The organism is Comamonas sp. SY3 (assembly GCF_041730275.1).
GTDB lineage: Bacteria > Pseudomonadota > Gammaproteobacteria > Burkholderiales > Burkholderiaceae_C > Comamonas > Comamonas sediminis.
This window is the reverse complement of sequence record NZ_JBGTYN010000008.1, coordinates 1-19,791: the sequence shown is the minus strand read 5'-3', so window position 1 is coordinate 19,791 and position 19,791 is coordinate 1. Positions and strand designations below refer to the sequence as shown.

At 63.8% G+C, this 19,791-nt stretch carries 12 protein-coding genes and 1 tRNA gene; 12 read left to right on the top strand and 1 reads right to left on the bottom strand.

Features of this window, described 5'->3' with window-relative positions; translation table 11 throughout:
* The first annotated feature begins 387 nt into the window (after positions 1-387).
* The 5 genes from ACCQ08_RS12185 (at position 388) to ACCQ08_RS12165 (ending at position 6,919) form a co-directional block, all read left to right on the top strand.
* Positions 388-1,071 (top strand): response regulator transcription factor, encoded by a 684-nt coding sequence (locus tag ACCQ08_RS12185; RefSeq protein ID WP_312835382.1) that lies wholly within the window; start codon positions 388-390, stop codon positions 1,069-1,071.
* Positions 1,068-2,405 carry an ATP-binding protein gene (locus tag ACCQ08_RS12180; RefSeq protein ID WP_373449939.1) on the top strand — a complete coding sequence of 446 codons (1,338 nt, stop codon included), beginning with the start codon at positions 1,068-1,070 and terminating at the stop codon, positions 2,403-2,405. The genes ACCQ08_RS12185 and ACCQ08_RS12180 overlap by 4 nt, the downstream gene beginning before the upstream one ends.
* Before the next feature lie 255 nt (positions 2,406-2,660).
* Entirely contained in the window at positions 2,661-3,629 is a 969-nt protein-coding gene (locus tag ACCQ08_RS12175; RefSeq protein ID WP_373449938.1) for a Bug family tripartite tricarboxylate transporter substrate binding protein, read from the top strand.
* A 6-nt stretch (positions 3,630-3,635) separates the two neighbouring features.
* Positions 3,636-5,285: a thiamine pyrophosphate-binding protein gene (locus tag ACCQ08_RS12170; RefSeq protein ID WP_373449937.1), complete on the top strand. Its 1,650-nt coding sequence runs from the start codon at positions 3,636-3,638 to the stop codon at positions 5,283-5,285.
* 86 nt (positions 5,286-5,371) lie between these two features.
* Positions 5,372-6,919 carry a DegQ family serine endoprotease gene (locus ACCQ08_RS12165; RefSeq protein WP_373449936.1) on the top strand — a complete coding sequence of 516 codons (1,548 nt, stop codon included), beginning with the start codon at positions 5,372-5,374 and terminating at the stop codon, positions 6,917-6,919.
* Between the two features lie 182 nt (positions 6,920-7,101).
* On the opposite strand, the gene hpnC is transcribed toward ACCQ08_RS12165, so the two are convergent.
* The gene (gene hpnC / locus ACCQ08_RS12160) at positions 7,102-7,980 is read right to left on the bottom strand and encodes a squalene synthase HpnC (RefSeq protein ID WP_373450039.1); all 879 of its coding nucleotides are present in this window, start codon (positions 7,978-7,980) and stop codon (positions 7,102-7,104) included.
* Between the two features lie 198 nt (positions 7,981-8,178).
* Between hpnC and ACCQ08_RS12155 the strand changes: the two genes are divergently transcribed.
* The 7 genes from ACCQ08_RS12155 (at position 8,179) to lon (ending at position 19,599) form a co-directional block, all read left to right on the top strand.
* Positions 8,179-9,390, top strand: a complete 1,212-nt coding sequence (locus tag ACCQ08_RS12155) for an efflux RND transporter periplasmic adaptor subunit (protein WP_373449935.1) — start codon at positions 8,179-8,181, stop codon at positions 9,388-9,390.
* 9 nt (positions 9,391-9,399) lie between these two features.
* The gene (locus ACCQ08_RS12150) at positions 9,400-12,636 is read left to right on the top strand and encodes an efflux RND transporter permease subunit (RefSeq protein WP_373449934.1); all 3,237 of its coding nucleotides are present in this window, start codon (positions 9,400-9,402) and stop codon (positions 12,634-12,636) included.
* 280 nt (positions 12,637-12,916) lie between these two features.
* A tRNA-Leu gene (locus ACCQ08_RS12145) sits at positions 12,917-13,003 on the top strand.
* 489 nt (positions 13,004-13,492) lie between these two features.
* Positions 13,493-14,806: a trigger factor gene (gene tig / locus ACCQ08_RS12140; RefSeq protein WP_230774937.1), complete on the top strand. Its 1,314-nt coding sequence runs from the start codon at positions 13,493-13,495 to the stop codon at positions 14,804-14,806.
* A gap of 151 nt (positions 14,807-14,957) precedes the next feature.
* The gene (clpP, locus tag ACCQ08_RS12135; RefSeq protein WP_239809109.1) at positions 14,958-15,566 is read left to right on the top strand and encodes an ATP-dependent Clp endopeptidase proteolytic subunit ClpP; all 609 of its coding nucleotides are present in this window, start codon (positions 14,958-14,960) and stop codon (positions 15,564-15,566) included.
* A gap of 101 nt (positions 15,567-15,667) precedes the next feature.
* Entirely contained in the window at positions 15,668-16,939 is a 1,272-nt protein-coding gene (gene clpX, locus ACCQ08_RS12130; protein ID WP_312413297.1) for an ATP-dependent Clp protease ATP-binding subunit ClpX, read from the top strand.
* Positions 16,940-17,139: 200 nt separating this feature from the next.
* Complete coding sequence (gene lon / locus ACCQ08_RS12125; RefSeq protein WP_239809107.1) at positions 17,140-19,599, top strand: endopeptidase La; 2,460 nt, start codon at positions 17,140-17,142, stop codon at positions 19,597-19,599.
* Positions 19,600-19,791: the final 192 nt, after the last annotated feature.

Genomic DNA, 19,791 nt, shown 5'->3' with positions numbered 1-19,791 from the left:
ATACAGGTTTCTTCAACGAATTCATCGTGGTAGGGCGGTGCGGGAACCAGAAGACCTGGCGTTGCCGAGGGGGTGGAAGTCTTTTGTTGCAATAGTGCCTCGTTATTGACATGTGCCCGTCCATATAATCGCGGTCGCCATGGAGCACTAGGGAGGGTTCATCCCGCCAGGACGCGAGGACCAAAGCCAACTACAAGTCCGGACGTTCACCGATAAGGCGGTATGCGCGAAGGCAGGTTGCGCACAATGCGATTGACGCAGTGTGTGCCGCTTATTTCTCTGCCAACCATCATGCGGGTCGCGGGCTGATCGCCATTGAGGGGGTCAGCCCGTGTTCCTTCTGGGCCTGCTTCCCATCCCGTTATTGGGCGCTTGCATAATGCTGCCATGCGCATACTCCTGGTAGAAGATGATCAGATGATTGGCGAAGTGGTGCTTGATGCACTGCGTGCCGAATCCTGGGCGGTGGATTGGGTCAAGGACGGGGCGATGGCGCAGACGGCGCTGGCGACGGCCGGCTATGACCTGGTGCTGCTGGACCTGGGCCTGCCCAAGGTGGACGGGCTGCAGGTGCTGCGCGAGATGCGTGCGCGCCAGGTCCGCATCCCCGTGCTGGTGGCGACGGCGCGTGATGCCATTGCCGAGCGGGTGGCGGGGCTTGATGCCGGCGCTGATGACTACATCATCAAACCCTATGACCTGGACGAGCTGCTGGCGCGCATCCGTGCGCTGCTGCGCCGTGCCAGCGGCCGGGCCGAGCCCGAGTACTGCTGGGGCCAGGTGCGGCTGGTGCCCGCCTCGCGCGAGGCCTTTGTGGCCGGGCAGCCGGTGCAGCTGTCGGCCCGTGAATGGGCGGTGCTCGAGCCCCTGATCGCCCGGCCTGGCCGCGTGCTTTCCCGCGCGCAGCTGGAGGAAAAGCTCTACTCCTGGCGCGATGACATCAGCAGCAATGCGGTCGAGGTCTATATCCACGGGGTGCGCAAAAAACTGGGTGCCGAGCTGATCCAGAATGTGCGCGGTCTGGGCTATCTGGTGCCGGTCGAGTCTCCTCGAAACGGGGAGGCCGCTTGAGCGCAGCGCTGTGGGCCGGCCGGCCTTTTTCGCTGCGTGCGCGGCTGATCTGGGCGCTGCTGGCCGTCGTGGTGGTGGCCGCCGGGCTGCAGGCCGTCAGCATTTACCGCACAGCGCGCGCGGAGACCGAGGCGCTGTTCGATGTGCAGATGCAGCGCATTGCGCTGGCGCTGTCGGCCGGGCTGGCCTCCGAGGTGGCCTCGGACGCGCTGGCCGATCCGCAGGCCAAGGCGCAGGACATGATCGTGCAGATCTGGCGCTCCGACGGCATCATGCTCTACCGCTCCAGCAACTCGCGCCTGCTGCCCCAGGTTGCCGTGCTGGGCTTCAGCGATGCGCGCGCCCATGGCGTGGCCTTTCGCATCTATGCGCTGCAGACGCCGACCCAGGTCATCCAAGTGGCGCAGGAGGCGGCATCGCGCGGCCAGATGGCTGGCCAGGTGGCCTTGCGCTCCATCGTGCCGGTGCTGCTGCTGGCCCCGCTGATCATGCTGGTGGTCTGGTGGGTGGTGGCCCATACCTTGGCGCCGCTGGCGCGCACGCGCGAGCAGCTGGCGGCGCGCCAGGCCGATGACTTGTCACCGCTGGCCGATGCCGATCTGCCGCTGGAAGTGCAGCCGCTGGTGCAGGAGATGAACCTGCTGCTGGCGCGCTTGCAGGCTGCGTTTGATGCGCTGCAGCGCTTTGTCGGCGATGCCGCCCACGAGCTGCGCACACCGCTGGCGGCCCTGCGCCTGCAGGTGCAGGGGCTTGCCCGCGCGCCCGATGATGCTGCGCGGCGTGTGGCCAGCGAGCGGGTGATGTCGGGCATCGACCGGGCCACGCGCATGGTCGAACAATTGCTGCATCTGGCCCGCCAGGAGGCTGGGCAGATGCAGGCAGCGCCTGCGCAGCCGGTCGCCGTGGCCGCGCTGTGCGAGATGGCGGTGGATGAGCTGCAACCGCTGGCCCAGCAGGCGGGCTTGGCGTTGCAGAACCAGCTGGATGACACCTTGGAGCCCGTGCAGGGCCAGGCCGATGCGCTGGGCCTGTTGCTGCGCAATTTGCTGGAAAACGCGTTGCGCTACACCCCCACCGGTGGCCAGGTGCTGTGCCGTTGGTACCGCGATGCGCAAGGGCAGCGCGTGCTCAGCGTCGAGGACAGCGGGCCCGGCATCGTCCCCGAGGAGCGCGAGCGGGTGCTGGACCGCTTCTACCGCGTGCCCGGCACCAGCGCGCATGGCAGCGGGCTGGGGCTGGCGATTGTCAGTGCGGTGGCACGCCAGCACGGCGCGCAGCTGCTGCTGGATGCGTCGGAGGAGCTAGGCGGTCTGCGCGTGCGGGTCATCTTCTAAGAGCCACTAATACGACCCTTGATACGTCGTTGCAAAGCCTTGCCGTACTACTGTACTGCCTGCGGCTTTGCGTCTAGTCTCAACCGCAAACCTGTGGTTTGCTGGGTCGTCTTAGCGGCTCTGAGCGCAAATGGCGCAAACTGATTCGTTGTAAATATCAGCTTATTCAATCTGCGAACTTCTAGGGTTAGCAGGGGGAGGGGGCTGTCGGTACCTAAGGGATAAAGGAGCGCACAAGAACCTCAGGAGACCGGCATGAACCCGTGGACCATCGCGCTCAGTGCAGCGCTGTTGGGGGTGTGGGGCGCTGCAGCGCAGGCCCAGCCCAAGGCTTTTCCTCAGCAGCCCATCAAGCTGGTAGTGGGGTATTCACCGGGCGGCTCGGTCGATATCGTGGCGCGGCAGTACGGGCACAAGCTCTCCGAGCTGCTGGGCCAGAGCGTGATTGTCGAGAACAAGGCCGGCGCCAGCGGTACTCTGGCCGCCAATGCGGTGAAGAACGCCACGCCCAATGGCTACACGCTGTACTTCGTGGCCAGCCCCACGATCAGCATCACGCCGGCCGTGACGAGCACCAGCTTTGACCCGGTCGCCGATTTCTCTCCGATCGGCTCGGTGGTCAAGTACACCAATGTGCTGCTGGTGGGCGCGCAGTCGCCGTTCAAGTCGCTGCAGGAGCTGGTGGCCTTTGGCAAGGCCCAGCCCGGCCAACTGACCTATGCCTCGGCGGGCAATGGCTCGTCCAACCACCTCTCGGGCGTGCTGCTGGCCAAGTACGCGGGCATCACGATGACGCATGTGCCTTTCAAGGGCAATGCACCGGCCATGGCCGAGCTGATGGCCAACCGCGTGTCGATGTTGTTTGACCTGAACACGACGGCGGTCACGCAGGTGCAAAGTGGCAGCGTGCGCGCGCTGGCGCTGACATCGCCGCTGCGCAACCCGCAGCTGCCCCATGCGCCGACGATGGTGGAGTCCGGCTACCCGGACTTCAATTTCGAAGGCTGGATCGGCCTGCTGGCGCCGGCCAGGACCGCACCCGAGGTGGTCGAGGCGCTGGCCCAGGCCAACCAGAAAATTCTGGCCGATGCCCGCTTTGTTGCCGACATGGAGCGCTCGGGCTATGCGATCGACCCGGTCAGTACCACCGATCTGAAAAAACGCATTGCCAGCGACTACCACTTCTTCAAGCAATTGGCCCCGAACGTTCAGGCCAGCGAGTAAACCACCATGTCACACACTTTCAATATCGGCGACCTGGTCGCCCAGTTCCTGCATGCGATCGATACCGAGCTGGTCTTCGGCATCATCTCCGTGCACAACATCCCGATCATGGATGGCATTGCCCGCCAGGGCGGCATCCGCGTGGTGATGACGCGCGGCGAGATGGGCGCAGCGCACATGGCCGATGGCTATGCCCGGCGCAGCGGCAAGCTGGGCGTGCTGGTCTCCAGCACCGGGCCGGGCGCGGCCAATACAGTGTCGGGCTTGCTGGAGGCATCGTTTGCCTCCACGCCGCTGCTGCACATCACCGGCCAGGTTCCGCGCAAGTTTCTGGGGCGCGATACCGGCGCCACCCACAATGTGCGCGACCAGCTCGGCATGCTGCAATCGGTCTGCAAGGCCAGCTACCGCATTGAGCGGGCCGAAGACGCACTGCGCATCTTGCAGCAGGCGGCCACCGAGGCGCTGGCGGCGCCGATGGGGCCGGTCAGCATCGAGATTCCGATCGATGTACAAAAGCAGCCCATCCCGCAAGGCGATGCGGGCGCAAGCCTGGCACTGCCGCCCATGCCCGCACGCCCCCGGGCCAGCGATGCCGACATCGCGCAGCTGGCCGAACGCGTGCGTGCGGCGCGGCGGCCCATGCTTTGGGTGGGGCGCGGTGCCATTGATTGCGGCGCGCCCTTGCAGCAGCTGCTGGACAGGGGCTTTGGCATGGCATCGAGCTGGGCCGGGCGCGGCATTGTGCCCGAGGACCATGCCTGCAACCTGGGCGGCCTCAACGGCACCGGCGCGCCCGAGGTGATCGCCTTCTACGAGAGTGTGGATCTGATGGTGGTAGTGGGCTCGCGGCTGCGAGGCCAGGAGACCGTGGACCAAGGCCTGGCCTTGCCCAGCCAGCGTGTGCAGATCGACCTGGACCCCGCCGCCGAAGGCCGCAGCTATGACTGCGCGCAGTTTGTCTGTGGCGATGCCCGCGATGTGCTCGAACGCCTGGTGGCGGCGCTGGGCAACTACCAGGCCGAGCCTGGCTACCGCGAGCAGTTTGCCAATATGAAGCAGCGCGCCCGCCAGGCGTTTGCCGGCACCCTGGGCCCCTATGCCGGATTTGCCGAGCAGCTCAGAAGCCAGCTGCCGCGCAATGCGGTATGGGCGCGCGATATCACCGTCGCCAACTCCACCTGGGGCAACCGCCTGTTCGAGGTCTATGGCCCCCGCGACGCCATGCACCCGGTGGGCGCTGGCATTGGACAGGGCCTGCCGCTGGGCATAGGGGCCGCCTTTGCGGCCAGGGGCGCCAAGACCGTGGTGCTGAGCGGCGATGCCGGCTTCATGATGAATGTCTGCGAGCTCTGGACCGCCATGCAGGAGCAGCTGGACATGCTGCTCATCGTCATGAACGACGCGGGCTACGGCGTGATCAAGCACATGCAGGATGCCAACTTTGGCGGCCGGCGCGTCTACGGCGATCTGGCGCCGCCGGACTTTGCGCTGCTCGCCCAATCGGCCGGCATGGCCTACCGCAAGCTCGGCCGGGCCGATGGCCTGGCAGAGGCGGTGGCGCAGCTGGCGGGCGCGCCCGGGCTGGCGATTCTGGAAGTGGACATGCTGGCCATCGGTGAGGCGCCGCCTTATTTTCCGTACCAAAAATCCTGAGGCCCTTGCGTCTAAGTTTCTTCTAAGTCTGGGCAGGCACATTAGCCCCATCGACACCATGCAAGTGGTATTTGGGAGTACAAAAAATGTCTGTTCCTTCTTTTCAACTCGGTTCGCGCAAACTGGTAGCTGCTTTGCTGACGGCAGGTGTGTTGGGCGGCGTGGGTGCTTCGGCACTGCAGCATGTGCAGTGGAGCGCCCATGCACAAGGCGCGCCTGCGGTGGTGGCGCAAGCGGCCCCGGCTGCGGCGCCGATGGTCAGCCTGCCCAATTTCAGCACCATCACCCAGCAGGCCGGGCCTGCGGTGGTCAACATCAGTGTGCGCGGCACGCGCAAGGTCTCCGACGATGAGGATGACGGCGACGATGCCGACGCCGCGTCCTCGGCCAACCGGGGCCAGCAGATCGACCCCAACGACCCGATGCTGCAGTTCTTCCGCCAGTTCGGCTTTGGCGTGCCGCAGCAAGGCATGCCGCGCGGGTTTGGCCGCCAGGTGCCGCAAGAGGTGCCGATGGCCGGTGAGGGCTCGGGCTTCATCATCAGCCCCGATGGCACGATCCTGACCAATGCCCACGTGGTCAAGGGCGCCAAGACGGTGACGGTCAAGCTGACCGACCGGCGCGAGTTCAAGGCCAAGGTACTGGGCTCGGACCCCAAGACCGATATCGCGGTGATCAAGATCGATGCCAAGGATTTGCCCGTTGCCAAGATTGGTGACTCCAAGGCCATCCAGCAAGGCGAATGGGTGCTGGCCATTGGCTCGCCCTTTGGCTTCGAGAACTCGGTGACTGCCGGTGTGGTCAGCGCCAAGGGCCGTGCGCTGCCCGATGACAGCTCGGTGCCCTTCATCCAGACCGATGTGGCGATCAACCCCGGCAATTCCGGTGGCCCGCTGATCAATGCCCGCGGCGAGGTGGTGGGCATCAACTCGCAGATCTACAGCAAGAGCGGCGGCTACCAAGGCCTGTCCTTTGCGATCCCGATCGACCTGGCGGTCAACATCAAGGACCAGATCGTCTCGCACGGCAAGGTCGACCATGCCCGCCTCGGCGTGGTGATCCAGGAGGTCAACCAGGCCTTTGCCGATTCCTTCAAGCTGCCCAAGCCCGAAGGCGCGTTGGTGGCCAGTGTGGAAAAAGGCGGCCCCGCCGACAAGGCCGGCCTGCAGCCTGGCGATGTGATCACCGGCTACAACGGCCAGGCGATTGTCTCGTCCAACGACCTGCCTGCGGCCATTGCCACGGCGCGGCCTGGCACCCAGGCCGAGCTGCAGGTGTGGCGCGGCGGCAAGGCCACCAGCTTGCAAGCCACGTTGGGCGGCAATGTCAGCAAGGGCGAGCAGGTGGCAGGCAATGAGAAGGTCGGCAAGGGCAAGCTGGGCCTGGCGCTGCGCGAGCTGACGCCGCAGGAAAAGCAGGCCAGCGGCAGCCAGCAGGGCTTGATCGTCGAGCAGGCGGCCGGACCTGCAGCGCTGGCCGGTGTGCAGCCTGGTGATGTGGTGCTGTCGGTCAATGGCGCGGCGGTGAAAGGCATTGAGGATCTGCGCAAGCAGGTGGCGCAGTCCGACAAGTCGGTGGCGCTGCTGATCGAGCGCAATGGCCAGAAGATTTTTGTGCCGGTGCAACTGGGCTGAGCGCCAGTTCAACGGTCCTGAGAAAGGCGAGACCATGACAAGCGTATTCCCCAGCTGGGCAAGGGATGGCTGAGCCCTGAGCCGCCTGGCCGCAAGGCCCGTAAACACTCTCCTCGGGGGTTCCCATAACCCCTTTAGGCCGGATCGCAGGATTCGGCCTTTTTTTGCGGGTAGATAGCGGCTTACATGCGCCAGGCGCGCCACAGCATCAGCGGCACATCGCCCTTGCCAATGGTGCGGCGCTGCCACAGGCTCTGGCCTTGCAGCGCCTCGACCTTGTCCAGAATGCGCAAGCCCCCTTGCACCACCAGGCGCAGCTCCCAGCCGGCGCGGCCGGGCACGCGGTGCACCAGCGGCGCGCCTTCTTCCATCAGGCGGCGCGCCCAGGCGGCCTGGTCCATCACCAGCTGGCGCAGCGCAGGGCTGTCCTGGCGCTGCTGCATCGCGGCGGCGGTGATGCCGGCGGCCTGGCAGTCGGCATCATTGAGGTAGTAGCGGCCACGCGGAATATCGACCCCCAGGTCCTGCCAGAAGTTGATCAGCTGCAGCGCGCTGCAGATCGCATCGCTCTGGGCCAGCGACGCGGCGTCGTTCACGCCATACAGATGCAGCAGCAACCGCCCCACCGGGTTGGCCGAGCGGCGGCAGTAGTCAAGCAGCTCGGCGCGGTCGGCATAGCGCGCGCTTCGGGCGGTCTTGTCGATGTCCTGCATGAAGGCGCTGATCAAATCATCCAGCAAGGCGACCGGCAACTGCCACTGCACGATGGCGGCCTGGAGCGGCGCAAACACGGCCTGCCAGCGCGCCTGTGGCGGCTTTCCATCAGCAATATGGGCCAGCGCATCGCGGTAGGCCTGCAGCTCGGCCAGGCGGGCGGGGGCATCGGCGTCGCCCTCGTCGGCAATGTCATCGGCTGTGCGCGCAAAGTGGTAGATAGCGGCGATGGGAGGGCGCAGTGCCGGCGGACACAGCCAGGAGGCCACCGGAAAATTCTCGTAGTGGGTGACGGGCGTGGCGGCAGCCGCAGAAGAGGAGGGCGTGGAATCTTTCACAGCGCCGATGCTAGCGCATCCCGCACGCTGTGGCTGCCAAGCATTGACAGGCGGGAGCGAACTGTCTAAATTAGTGACCGTTTGGTCATTAAGGGCCCTCTGCACAGCGCGCGTCCGGGTGTTGGGCAGAGGGTCCTTGGTGCATTTCCCTCTTTTTCTTCTGCCGGGCCAGGGTCTTCTTGGCCTCTCACCGCCCGCATGCACACCATGTTCCTACCTCTTCGAGCGCCCAGCGCGCGTGCCGCAGTGCTGCTGCTATCAATGGCGGCATTGGCCAGCTTGACGGCCTGTTCACGCCAGGAGTCCCCGCCCGAGCCGATTCGTGCGGTCAAGCTGCAAACCGTGGGCGCCGCGCCGCTGCAGGCGCAGTCGGCGTTCGCCGGCGATATCCGTGCCCGTACCGAGGCGCAACTGGGTTTCCGGGTGGCGGGCAAGGTGCTCAGCCGCAACGTGGAGCTGGGCCAGGCCATCAAGCCTGGGCAGCTGCTGGCCCAGCTCGATGGTGCTGACTACGCGCTGGCGGCCCAGGGGGCGCAGGCGCAAGTGCAGGCCGCCACCACGCAGCGTGACCTGGAAGCGGCGAACTACCGCCGCTTCAAGGAGCTGCGCGACAAGAATTTCATCAGCGCGGCCGAGATGGAGCGCCATGCGGCGGCGCTGAAATCGGCCCAGGCACAGCTGGACCAGGCCAAGGCCAACGCGGCCAGCCAAAGCAACCAGACGGCCTATACCCGCCTGGTGTCGGAGGTGGCCGGTGTGGTGACTGCGGTGAATGTGGAGCCTGGCCAGGTGGTGTCTGCCGGCACGCCGGTGCTGCGTGTGGCCAAGGATGGTGCGCGTGATGCGGTGTTTGCGGTACCCGAAGACCGCATTGCGCAGCTCAAGCCCGGCCAGCCGGTGCAGGTCAAGGTCTGGCCTGAGGAGCAGTTGCTGGGCGCGCATATCCGCGAGGTGGCGGCCAGCGCCGATGCCGCTACGCGCACCTACCAGGTCAAGGCCTCGCTGGATGCGGCGCCCAATGATGCGCTGCCCAAGCTGGGCGCCACGGTGACCGTGCTGCCGCCCGAGCGCCCCGCCGGCGCCGACAAGGCGGCCGATGTGATCAAGCTGCCTTTGTCGGCGCTCTGGGACCAGGCCGGCAGCAGCAAGGTCTGGGTGTATGACCCGGCCAGCTCCACGGTGCAACCCCAGGCAGTGGTGGTGGCGCGCATGGACGGCAATGACGCCGTCATCCAGAGCGGTCTGCAGGCCGGGCAGCAGGTGGTGGTAGCCGGCGTGCATGTGCTCAATGCCGGCCAGAAGGTGACGGTGTTCCAGTCCAAGTACGCAGCCTCCGCGCCTGCGCAGAACCAGGCCGATGCACCGGTGGTGAATGCGCCTGCTGCGGCAGGTGCGGCCGCGGCTGCGCCCAAGCAATAAGAGGTGACCATGCAAACACCTCAGAACACGCCGCAAGGCGCTGGTCCGTCCTCGCCGGCCCCCGGCCCCGATGGCGAGAAGCACAGTAGCAGCAAGGGCTTCAACCTCTCGCGCTGGGCGCTGCAGCATGTGCCGCTCACACGCTATCTGCTCATCATGCTGCTGGTGCTGGGCATCGGCGCGTATTTTCAGCTGGGCCAGGATGAGGACCCGCCGTTCACCTTCCGTGCGATGGTGGTCTCGGCCGCATGGCCAGGCGCCACGGCCCAGCAGATGGCCGAGCAGGTCACCGACAAGGTCGAGCGCACGTTGCAGGACGTGCCCAATGCCGACAAGATCGTCAGCTACTCCAAGCCCGGCGAGATGCTGGTCATCCTGAACCTGCGCGAAGACACGCGCCCGCAAGATGTGCCGCAGACCTGGCTGGCGGTGCGCAAGAAGGTGGGCGATATGCGCGCCACCTTGCCCCAGGGCGTGCTGGGGCCCTTCTACAACGATGACTTCGGCGATGTCTACGGCGTCATCTATGCGCTGCAGGGCGAGGGGTACAGCTACGCCGAGCTCAAGGAGTATGCCGACAGCGTGCGCCAGAGCCTGCTGCGGGTCAAGGATGTCGCCAAGGTCGAACTCTTTGGTGTGCAGGACGAGAAGCTCTATATCGAGATCTCGCGCAGCAAGCTGGCCCAGTTGGGGCTGGACATGAACCAGGTCATTGCCCAGCTCGGCCAGCAAAACGCCGTGCAAAGCGGGGGCGAGGTGCAGGCCGGTGCCGACCGGGTGCAGGTCGAGGTGACGGGCGAGTTCCGCCAGCTCGACGACGTCAAGGCCATGCCGATCCGTGGGCCCAATGGCAACCAGCTCAAGCTGGGCGATATCGCCGACATCTACCGCAGCTACCTGGACCCGGCCAAGACCAAGGTGCATTACCAGGGCCAGCCGACCGTGGCGCTGGGCATCTCGATGCGCAAGGGCGGCGATGTGATTGCACTGGGCAAGCACCTGCATGAGGCGGTGGACAAGATTGTGCCCACCTTGCCGGCCGGCTTGAGCCTGGAAAACGTGCAGGACCAGCCCAAGGCCGTGTCCACGTCGGTCAACGAGTTTGTGCGTGTGCTGATCGAGGCGGTGGTGATTGTGCTGGCCGTGAGCTTTTTGAGCCTGGGCATGCACATCCGCAAAGGCAAGGATCCGTTGTGGCGCCGCATCACCTTGGACCCGCGCCCGGGGCTGGTGGTGGGCATCACCATTCCGCTGGTGCTGTGCGCCACGTTCCTGGCGATGTGGTACTGGGGCATTGGCCTGCACAAGGTATCGCTGGGCTCGCTGATCATTGCGCTGGGCCTCTTGGTGGACGACGCCATCATTGCCGTCGAGATGATGGTGCGCAAGATGGAAGAAGGCTATGACAAGCTGAGCGCGGCCACCGCGGCCTATGACATCACTGCCAAGCCGATGCTGACGGGTACCCTGATCACGGCAGCAGGCTTCATGCCGATCGGCATTGCCAAGTCCACGACCGGTGAGTACACCTTTGCGATCTTTGCGGTGACCGTGATTGCGCTGGTCATCAGCTGGGTGGCCTCGGTCTACTTTGTGCCTTACCTGGGCACGGTGTTCCTGAAGAAGCCCAAGCATGCGCCGCACGAGAGCGAAGGCGGCGAGCATGCGATGTTCGACACCCCCTTCTACAACCGCTTCCGCCGCACCGTCTCCTGGTGCGTGGAGCACCGCTGGCTGACGATTGGCGCCACGGTGCTGGTGTTTGCGCTGGGCCTGTTTGGCATGGGCAAGGTGCAGCAGCAGTTCTTCCCCGATTCCAACCGCACCGAGATCCTGATGGATGTCTGGCTGCCCGAGGGATCGAGCATGGCTGCCAATGAGGAGGTGACGCGGCGCATCGAGCAGCGCATGCAGGCGCAGGACGGCATCGAATCCGTCACGTCCTGGATCGGCTCGGGCGTGCCGCGCTTCTACCTGCCGCTGGACCAGATCTTCCCGCAGTCCAATGTGTCGCAGCTGATCCTGCTGCCCCACAGCCTGGCCGACCGCGACAGCCTGATGAAGCGCCTGCCGACCTTGCTGGCGCAGGAGTTTCCGGAAGTGCGGGCCCGCGTCAAGCTGCTGCCCAGCGGCCCGCCGGTGCCGTACCCGGTGCAGTTCCGCGTGATGGGCCAGGACCCCCAGCTGCTGCGTGCGCTGGCCAGCGAGGTGCGTGCCAAGCTGGAGGCCTCGTCCGATATGCGGGGCGTCAATGACAACTGGAACGAGTCCATCAAGGTGCTGCGCCTGGAAGTGGACCAGAGCAAGGCCCGCGCGCTGGGCGTGAGCAACCAGAGCATTGCCCAGGCCACGCGCACCCAGCTTTCGGGCAACACCATTGGCCAGTACCGCGAAGGCGACAAGCTGATCGACATGGTGCTGCGCCAGCCGGTGGATGAGCGCCAGGCCGTCACCGATGTGGGCAATGCCTATGTGGCATCGAGCAGCGGCCAGGCCATCCTGCTGTCGCAGATTGCCAAGCCCAGCTTTGTCTGGGAGCCGGGCATTCTGTGGCGCCAGGGGCGGGAGTATGCGATCACCGTGCAAGGCGATGTGGCCGCCGGCCTGCAAGGTCCGACGGTGACACAAAAGCTCTGGCCTGATCTGCAAAAGCTGCAGCAGGGCTGGGCCGACAAGGGCCTGAACCAGTACCGCATCGAGATTGCCGGTGCGGTGGAGGAAAGCGCCAAGGGCTCGGATTCCATCATGGCGGGCATGCCGATCATGGTGTTCATCGTCTTCACCTTGCTGATGCTGCAGCTGCACAGCTTCAGCCGCTCGGTGCTGGTCTATATCACCGGCTTCCTGGGCATTGCAGGCGTGACTGCGGCCCTGCTGCTGCTGAACCGGCCCTTTGGCTTTGTCGCCTTGCTGGGCGTCATCGCACTGATGGGCATGATCCAGCGCAACTCGGTGATCCTGATCGACCAGATCGAGGCCAACCATGCCGCCGGCCTGTCGACCTGGGATGCGATTGTCGAAGCGGCCACCCACCGCTTGCGCCCGATTGCGCTGACCGCTGCAGCCGCCGTGCTGGCGATGATTCCGCTGTCGCGCAGCATCTTCTGGGGGCCGATGGCCGTCGCCATCATGGGCGGCCTGGTCGTTGCCACGGTGCTGACCTTGCTGGCGCTGCCGGCGATGTATGCGGCCTGGTTCCGCGTGAAAAAGGAGCACAGCGACGTGCCACTGTCGGCTGCCGTTTGAGTGGCTTGCCAGGGACCCTCGGCATAACCCTCGCCAAGCGGGATGGACGCAGATCGGGATGAGATGCAAGGCGTCTTTTGCAGTCAATAGCGAGCTATTGACAAGGAAGACAACACAGCAGATCGCCCGAGACCGCGTTCAGACCACGGCAGGGAGTTATGCAGAGGGTCCCTTAGCGAGTTTTTGCCGAGGTTTGCCCAAGGCAGCAATGGCTTGCATTAGAATCGTGGATTGACCTAAAAGCAGGCAGTTGGCGGGCAAGCCGGCTGCAGCTGTAACCGCGCGGGTGGCGAAATTGGTAGACGCACCAGGTTTAGGTCCTGACGCCAGCAATGGTGTGCGGGTTCGAGTCCCGCCCCGCGCACCAAAATTTAATAGCAGAAGGTACAAGCACCATCTGCTGTTGCAATGCATATGAGCCGAATTTCCAACAGGAGATTCGGCTTTTTTCTTGGCGTTTTGCGCCAGCGGCTGCCGGCATCAGGGTCTGACCCTGCGCCATGGCGGTATTGGCATCCAGGAAAAGAGCTGGCTTTATATATAATGTTCGGTTTCGGTCGATGGCGCCTTGCGCTGCACCGCTTTCGTGACAACGGTGGTTTTTGCCGGGTCACGCCAGGTGTTGCTTGCTACTGAATGCGCTGTCATCGTTTGATTTTTGGGTGTGCTGGGCTTAGGGCCAGTCGCCTATCTACTGGGACCCCAGGTTGTAAAACGGTGCCAATCCCCGTTGATGCCATCCCCGATGTGACACGGACAGTCCTCGCATCGGACGCAAGCTTTGCCGCTTGCAGGCTGGCTTGAATGGCGTTTGCACACCGTGGCCGGAAGGGTTCGTGCCTAACTAGGATTAACCATGGCAGTGAATGTTGAAACCCTTGAAAAGCTCGAGCGCAAAATTTCGCTGAGCTTGCCTCTCGCATCCGTGCAAACCGAAGTGGACAGCCGCTTGAAGCGCCTGGCCCGCACCGTGAAGATGGACGGCTTCCGTCCCGGCAAGGTGCCGATGAACGTGGTGGCACAGCGCTATGGCTATTCCGTTCAGTACGAAGTGCTCAACGAGAAGGTCGGCGAGGCGTTTGCCAAGGCCGCCAACGAAGCCGAACTGCGCGTGGCCGGTCAGCCCAAGATCACTGAAAAAGAAGGCGCACCTGAGGGTGAGCTGGCATTTGATGCCGTGTTCGAAGTGTTCCCCGAAGTCAAGATCGGTGACCTGGCTTCCGCGGAAGTCGAGAAGCTGGCTGCCGACGTGGACGACGCTGCCATCGAGAAGACCATCGACATCCTGCGCAAGCAGCGTCGCACCTTCGCCCAGCGCCCAGCCGACACGGCTGCCGTTGATGGCGACCGCGTGACCGTGGACTTCGAAGGCAAGATCGACGGCGAACCCTTCGCTGGCGGCAAGGCTGAAGCATTCCAGTTCCTGATCGGCGAAGGCCAGATGCTCAAGGAATTCGAAGACGCAGTGCGCGGCATGAAGACCGGCGAATCCAAGACCTTCCCGCTGGCATTCCCTGAGGACTACCACGGCAAGGAAGTGGCTGGCAAGACCGCCGACTTCCTGGTGACCGTCAAGAAGGTGGAAGCCGCCAACCTGCCCGAAGTGAACGAAGCGCTGGCCAAGTCCCTGGGCATTGCTGACGGCTCCGTCGAAGGCCTGCGCGCCGACATCAAGAAGAACCTGGAGCGTGAAGTCAAGTTCCGCGTGCAGTCGCGCAACAAGCAAGCCGTGATGGAAGCCCTGGTGTCCAAGGCTGAGCTGGACCTGCCCAAGGCCAGCATTGACGCCGAAGTCGGCCGTCTGCTGGAAGGCGCCCGTGAAGAGCTGAAGCAACGCGGCATCAAGGACGCTGAAAAGGCGGAAATCCCTGCTGACGTGTTCCTGCCCCAAGCCGAACGCCGCGTGCGTCTGGGCCTGGTGGTGGCCGAGCTGGTCAAGGCCAACAAGCTGGAAGCCACGCCTGAGCAGATCAAGGCCCACATCGACGAGCTGGCATCGAGCTACGAGAAGCCGGAAGACGTCGTGCGTTGGTACTTTGGTGACCGCCAGCGTCTGGCCGAAGTCGAAGCCGTTGTGATCGAAAACAACGTGACCGAATTCGTGCTGGGCAAGGCCAAGGTCAGCAACAAGACCGTGTCCTTCGACGAACTGATGGGCCAGCAAGGCTGATAAGCGCGCGGGGCGGCCATGGCCGCCAGCGCGGCGGCCAGCTGAAAACAGGGGCTTGTGCTTTTGGGCGCAGGCCCCATTTTATTGGGGTACAGTTAGCGCAGTCACAGTGCATTGACGCTAGCTTCCACCTATCCTGAACGGAGATGTAATGAGCGCACAAGATATTCAGAACTTGGGTTTGATCCCGATGGTGATCGAGCAATCGGGCCGTGGTGAGCGCTCGTTTGACATTTACTCGCGCCTGCTCAAGGACCGCGTGATTTTCCTGGTCGGTGAAGTCAACGATCAGACTGCCAACCTGGTGGTCGCCCAGATGCTGTTCCTGGAAAGTGAAAACCCCGACAAGGAGATTTCGCTCTACATCAACTCGCCTGGCGGCAGCGTGACGGCCGGCATGGCCATTTACGACACCATGCAGTTCATCAAGCCGCAGGTCTCGACGATGTGCCTGGGCTTTGCCGCGAGCATGGGTGCTTTCCTGCTGGCCGCTGGCGAGAAGGGCAAGCGCTACTCGCTGCCCAACTCCAAGATCATGATCCACCAGGTGCTCGGCGGCGCCCGTGGCCAGGCGACGGACATCGAAATCCATGCCCGCGACATCATCCGCACCAAGGAGCAGATGAACCGCATCCTGGCCGACCGCACCGGTCAGCCCTATGACAAGGTCAAGGCCGACACCGAGCGTGACTACTTCATGACGGCGCCCGAAGCGCAGGAGTACGGTTTGGTCGATACTGTGGTAGAAAAGCGCCCATAAACCCGCTTTTCTGGACAAGCGGCCCCAACCCTACCGGTTGAGGCCGCTTTGTAGTTGGTTATCATTGTTTCCACATAGATTCGATTGAAGGCATTGCCCCCATGGCCGAGAAAAAAGGCTCATCCAGCGAAAAAACCCTGTACTGCTCCTTCTGCGGCAAGAGTCAGCACGAGGTGAAGAAACTCATTGCCGGACCGTCGGTGTTCATCTGCGATGAGTGCATCAACCTCTGCAACGACATCGTGCGCGACGAGGTGGCGGCAGAAGGCAAGGAGGGCGAGAAGGCCAAGGGCAATGATCTGCCGACACCGGCCGAGATCAAGGCGGCCCTGGACAACTATGTCATCGGCCAGGATCCTGCCAAGCGCACATTGGCGGTAGCGGTGTACAACCACTACAAGCGCCTGGCGCACAAGGACAAGGCGGGCAAGGACGATGTGGAGCTGGCCAAGAGCAATATCTTGCTGATCGGCCCCACCGGCTCGGGCAAGACCTTGCTGGCCCAGACGCTGGCCCGCCAGCTGAACGTGCCCTTTGTGATGGCGGACGCCACCACGTTGACGGAAGCGGGCTATGTTGGCGAGGACGTCGAGAACATCGTGCAAAAGCTGCTGCAAAGCTGCAACTACGATGTCGAGCGGGCCCAGCGCGGCATCGTCTACATCGACGAAATCGACAAGATCACGCGCAAGGCAGACAACCCCTCGATCACCCGCGATGTGTCGGGCGAAGGCGTGCAGCAGGCGCTGCTCAAGCTGATCGAAGGCACGATGGCCTCGATCCCGCCCCAAGGCGGTCGCAAGCACCCGAACCAGGATTTCCTGCAGGTGGACACGACCAACATCCTGTTCATTTGCGGCGGCGCGTTTGCCGGGCTCGAGAAAGTCATCGAGAACCGTTCCGAAGCATCGGGCATCGGTTTCAGTGCCACCGTCAAGAGCAAGCAGCAGCGCTCCATCTCCGAGGCGTTCCGCGACATCGAGCCGGAAGACCTGATCAAGTTCGGCATCATCCCCGAGCTGGTAGGCCGTCTGCCGGTGGTCACTGCGCTGGCCGAGCTGTCGGAGGACGCGCTGGTCCAGATCCTGACCCAGCCCAAGAACGCGCTAGTCAAGCAGTACAACAAGCTGCTGGGCATGGAAGGCGTGGAGCTGGAAGTGCGCCCCGATGCGTTGACCGCGATTGCGAAGAAGGCGCTGGCCCGCAAGACCGGTGCCCGGGGGCTGCGCTCGATTCTGGAGCAGTCGCTGATGACGACCATGTTCGATCTGCCGACCACCGACAATGTGGCCAAGGTCGTGGTCGAAGAGGCGACGATCAACGAAGGCAAGCCGCCCCTCCTGGTCTACCGGGAAGCGGCAAAGAAGGCCTGATGGGCCTGATGGCAGAGCGCCCCGCTGGGGACTCTGCCATCTGTGTTTTACGAGGGTCGCCTGGCGCTGCCGGGTTGTATCCAAAGGGCTTGAGGGTGTATTTGCCGGCCTGCACCCGCCCCGGCCCCTGGTTTTTGATGGCCAAGGGTTGAAAAATCACTTTTACGAATCATCTTCGTACAAGTTTCAAAAGGATTTTCATGTCCGACAACCACACCCCTTCCTCCCATTCCCTGGAATTGCCCATGCTCCCGCTGCGGGACGTGGTCGTTTTTCCGCACATGGTGATCCCGCTGTTCGTTGGTCGTCCCAAGAGCATCAAGGCCTTGGAGACCGCGATGGAGGGCGACCGCAAGATCATGCTGGTGGCCCAGAAGACAGCCGCCAAGGACGATCCCACCGTCAACGACATGTTCAACGTTGGTTGCGTCTCGACCATCCTGCAGATGCTCAAACTCCCCGACGGCACCGTCAAGGTGCTGGTCGAGGGCGTGCAGCGCGCGCTGGTGCAGGAGATTGCGGAAGGCGAGGACTACTTCACCGCCCGGATCGAACCGGTAGAGGCCGGCGACAGCGCCGACAAGGCCAGCGAGATCGAGGCCCTGCGCCGCGCCGTGATGCAGCAGTTTGACCAGTACGTCAAACTGAACAAGAAGATCCCGTCGGAGATCCTGACCTCCATCTCCGGCATCGATGATGCCGGCCGTCTGGCCGACACCATTGCCGCCCACCTGCCGCTGAAGCTGGAGAACAAGCAGGCTGTGCTGGAGCTGCAAAAGGTGCAGGACCGCCTGGAAAACCTGTACGACCAGCTCGAACGCGAAGTCGACATCCTCAATGTCGACAAGAAGATCCGTGGCCGCGTCAAAAAGCAGATGGAAAAGAGCCAGCGCGACTTCTACCTGAACGAGCAGGTCAAGGCGATCCAGAAGGAGCTGGGCGAGGGCGAGGACGGCGCTGATCTGGAGGACCTTGAGAAGAAGATCAAGCTCGCCAAGATGACGCAGGATGCGCGCAAGAAGGCCGAAGGCGAGCTCAAGAAGCTCAAGCTGATGTCGCCGATGTCCGCCGAAGCCTCGGTGGTGCGCAACTACATCGAAACCCTGGTGAACCTGCCCTGGGGCAAGAAAACCAAGGTCAAGAAGGACCTGGTGGTGGCCGAGGACGTGCTCAACGAAGACCACTATGGCCTCGACAAGGTCAAGGACCGCATCCTCGAATACCTCGCGGTGCAGCAGCGCGTCGACAAGGTCAAGGCACCGATCCTGTGCCTGGTCGGCCCACCTGGCGTCGGCAAGACCTCGCTGGGCCAGTCGATTGCCAAGGCCACCGGGCGCAAGTATGTGCGCATGGCGCTGGGTGGCATGCGCGACGAGGCCGAGATCCGGGGTCACCGCCGCACCTACATCGGCGCGATGCCAGGCAAGGTGCTGCAGAACCTGTCCAAGGTCGGCACGCGCAATCCGCTGTTCCTGCTCGATGAAATCGACAAGCTGGGCATGGATTTCCGGGGCGACCCGTCCAGTGCCTTGCTGGAGGTGCTCGACCCCGAGCAGAACAGCAAGTTTGGCGACCACTATGTGGAAGTCGACTTCGACCTCAGCGATGTGATGTTTGTCGCCACCTCGAACTCGATGAACATCCCGCCGGCGTTGCTGGACCGGATGGAAGTGATCCGCCTGGCCGGTTACACCGAAGACGAGAAGACCAATATCGCGATGCGCTACCTGCTGCCCAAGCAGATCGAGAATAACGGCGTCAAGGCCGGTGAACTCGAGTTGCGTGAGGACGCCGTGCGCGACATCGTGCGCTACTACACCCGTGAAGCCGGTGTGCGTTCGCTCGAGCGTGAACTGTCCAAGATCTGCCGTAAGGTGGTCAAGAACATCCAGCTGGGCAAGGCGCAGGCACCGGTGCAGGTGACGGCCGACAATCTGCCCGACTACCTGGGCGTGCGCAAGTTCACGTATGGCCATGCCGAGCAGAAGAACCAGGTGGGCCAGGTCGTCGGTCTGGCGTGGACCGAGGTGGGCGGCGATCTGCTGACCATCGAAGCAGCGGCCATGCCTGGCAAGGGCGTCATCAACCGCACCGGCTCGCTGGGCGATGTGATGAAGGAATCGGTCGAGGCGGCCCGCACCGTGGTGCGCAGCCGTGCGCGCTCGCTCGGTATCCGCGATGACGTGTTCGAAAAGCGCGACATCCACATCCACGTGCCCGACGGCGCCACCCCCAAGGATGGCCCCAGCGCCGGTGCCGCGATGACGACCGCGCTGGTGTCGGTGCTGACCGGGATCCCGGTGCGCGCCGATGTGGCGATGACCGGCGAGATCACCTTGCGTGGTGAAGTGACAGCCATCGGTGGCTTGAAGGAAAAGCTGCTGGCTGCGCTGCGTGGCGGCATCAAGACCGTGATGATCCCGGAAGAGAACGTCAAGGACCTGGCCGAGATCCCCGACAACGTCAAGAGCGGTCTGGAGATCGTGCCGGTGCGCTGGATCGACAAGGTGCTGGAAGTGGCGCTCGAAACCACGCCTGCGCCGCTGAGCGACAGCGATGCGCCAGCTGCAGAACCTGTGCCGGTGGTGCCGGCCGCTGCGGTGGCTGCCACTGCTGCCAAGGCCGCGCCAGCGCGCCGCTCGCGTGCCGTCAAGCACTGACGGGCTGCGGTCCTGACCGGAAAACCGGCCCGTCATCAAAAACGGGCCGGTTTGCCAAAAAGACCAAAAAATATGCGTTACAATGCATACCATCGCGGAGCCCGGTATATAATAGCGGACTTCCGGTAAAGCGGATATGCGGGAATAGCTCAGTTGGTAGAGCGATACCTTGCCAAGGTATAGGTCGACGGT